General features: G+C 52.3%; 2 protein-coding genes. Both read left to right on the top strand.

The features are described from left to right. Nucleotides 1-833: Holliday junction branch migration DNA helicase RuvB (gene ruvB, locus ADICEAN_RS20610; protein ID WP_040398671.1), on the top strand; the 833-nt coding region annotated here is incomplete at its 5' end. A 198-nt stretch (nt 834-1,031) separates the two neighbouring features. Further along, nucleotides 1,032-2,324 (top strand): hypothetical protein, encoded by a 1,293-nt coding sequence (locus ADICEAN_RS20605; RefSeq protein WP_009197614.1) that lies wholly within the window; start codon nt 1,032-1,034, stop codon nt 2,322-2,324. Nucleotides 2,325-2,575: the final 251 nt, after the last annotated feature.

Here is a 2,575-nt window from a genome sequence, read left to right as displayed (position 1 = left end):
AAACCACCCTGTCGCACATCATTGCCAATGAGCTGGGCGCCAACATGAAAATGACCAGCGGCCCGGTGCTGGACAAGCCCGGCGACCTGGCCGGCCTGCTCACCAACCTGGAGCGGGGCGATGTGCTCTTTATTGATGAGATTCACCGCCTCAATGCCGTGGTAGAGGAGTACCTCTACTCGGCCATGGAAGATTACCGGATCGATATTATGCTGGACAGCGGCCCCAATGCCCGCTCGGTGCAGATCAACCTGAACCCCTTTACGCTGGTAGGCGCCACTACCCGCAGCGGCCTGCTGACGGCTCCGCTACGGGCCCGCTTCAGCATCAACTCCCGTCTGGAGTATTATGATGCCAAGCTGCTCACCACCATTGTGCTGCGCTCGTCCGATATTCTGAATACCCCCATTGACGATGATGCGGCCTATGAGATTGCCCGCCGCAGCCGGGGCACCCCGCGTATTGCCAACAACCTGCTGCGCCGCACCCGCGATTTTGCCCAGGTAAAAGGCACCGGTACCATCACCCGCGCCATTGCCCAGATGGCGCTCAATGCGCTGGATGTGGATGAGCACGGCCTGGATGAGATGGACAACCGCATTCTGCAGACCATTATCGAGAAGTTTAAGGGGGGGCCTGTAGGCCTGAGCACCATTGCCACGGCCGTAGGCGAGGAGTCCGAAACCATTGAGGAGGTGTATGAGCCCTTTCTGATCCAGGAGGGCTACCTGAAGCGCACCAGCCGCGGGCGCCAGGCCACTGAGCAGGCCTACCGCCACCTGGGCCTGGTACCCCCCAGCCATACCGGCGGACTGTTTGATGAGATGCGCTAAACGCAGCAGGCTTTCCATTTATGCCAGATGGCCGATGTGACAGAAATACCTGTTATATCGGCCATTTTTATTAGCGGTACTATTCTACTTCTGTCAGCCATAAACGTCTTTTACGGCATGGTGTAATGTTACAGGTATTTTAGAAGCGTTTCTCTTTTAAATAAGCAGGATATTGAGACGATTTACCAATCCTATCGTATGCTATCCTGGAATTCACTCTCCCTGCAGAAACGTACTGTTTTCAGCAGCCTTCTTGTCGGCCTTGTCTACGCTATCTTTTACCAAAACTTTGGGTATGAAGATACTTGGTTCGGCCTTTCGGCCAGGTGGCTAATCGGTACGGTTCATTTCGGCTTTCTGTTTGCCTGGCCCGAGCTCTGGAAAAAAAACTATCGCCAGGCTAGCCTGCAGTTTGTGATTGGAGCCAGTGCCAGTCTTGGTATCATGCTGATAGGAGAGGCACTTCCCGAGTCTGGACGCTCCATCTATGGAATAGTGCTAACCGTGCTGCCTACGATGGCCCTTATGCTGCTACTCAAGCTGACGCAGCTGCAGGGAAAACAGGCCCTCACGACCAGCACTATACTCAAGACAGTAGCTGTTGGCACCTTTTTGTATGTAAGTTATTTTGAGCTGCCAACCCTTATGTTCGGCTATGCGCTGGCCGATACCCTGCAGCCACTGAACCTGGCGCTAAGAGCCCCTCTTTTTCTCTTATTTATGTATAAGCTGGCCGGCGGACGTTCGCTGAAGGAAATGGTACTTCCTTCTTCTCCGAGTACCGCGCGATTTCTTACTGTATTTCTGCTTTCCTGGGCAGGCCTGCTCCTTTGCCTGTTTAACCTATCCGGCACCTTTTGGAGCAGATTTGATACCTATGGATCAGTTGATACCATGTACATTATGGCCAATAGTGTGCAAACATTACAGCTGATTCTGATGATTTTGGCCCTTGCTTACCTGGCCACTCAGAGCCTGGTGAACTGGCATACTAACATTCAAAAACCCCTGGGCTGGCTCTACCTGCTTAGCTTTGTGCCCCTTGTTAATTTTTATAGCCTCAGCAAACTGGTATACCACAAAGAAGCCGCATGGAGCAGTGCCGAAAAGTGGGTGGCCTACCTGGAAAACGAGCGGACAAGATTTGCCAGCGCTGTTTTCATCCTTAGTATCCTGCTTTCGGTTGCTTCCATTGCTTTTGAAATGGCCCTTAACAGCCGGCTTACAGAGGGCACTCTCTATATTAGCCTGATTGCCTCCTGTCTTACCGTTGCCACCCTATATGCCCTGTACAGGGGTTGGGGATCGTTCTGGCCCGTAGCCGGAGCTTACCTATTGCTGTATGCCGGTCTATTGGCTGCCGCCGGCGATGTACATCTGGGAATACTGGTGAGTGCTGCTACAATGCGCCTGATAAGTCTGCTGATCTACTACAAAGCGATCAATCCTGCTGCCAATAAAGCCCTGGAGCAACAACTCGTAGCTGCATAAAGCTGTTTTGCATAGGCTGACTGGCCATCTGATCCAGCTTAGTTTGATAAACATGAGTCATCCCGAATTTTGAAAGGATGAAATTTGAAGCAAAAAACGGCTTGGAAAGTAATCCAAGCCGTTTTTTGCTTCTAGAAGCTCGTCATTCCGAGGAGGTACGACCGGGCCTCGGTGGCGAAGGAATCTGGCATCCAAGCATAGAGTAACCAGATTGCTTCTTCCGCTCCGCTCCATCGCAAAGACGACTCTAG

Origin of the sequence: Cesiribacter andamanensis AMV16 (assembly GCF_000348925.1) — a bacterium.
Lineage (GTDB): Bacteria > Bacteroidota > Bacteroidia > Cytophagales > Cyclobacteriaceae > Cesiribacter > Cesiribacter andamanensis.
This window is presented reverse-complemented; position numbering and strand designations above follow the sequence as displayed.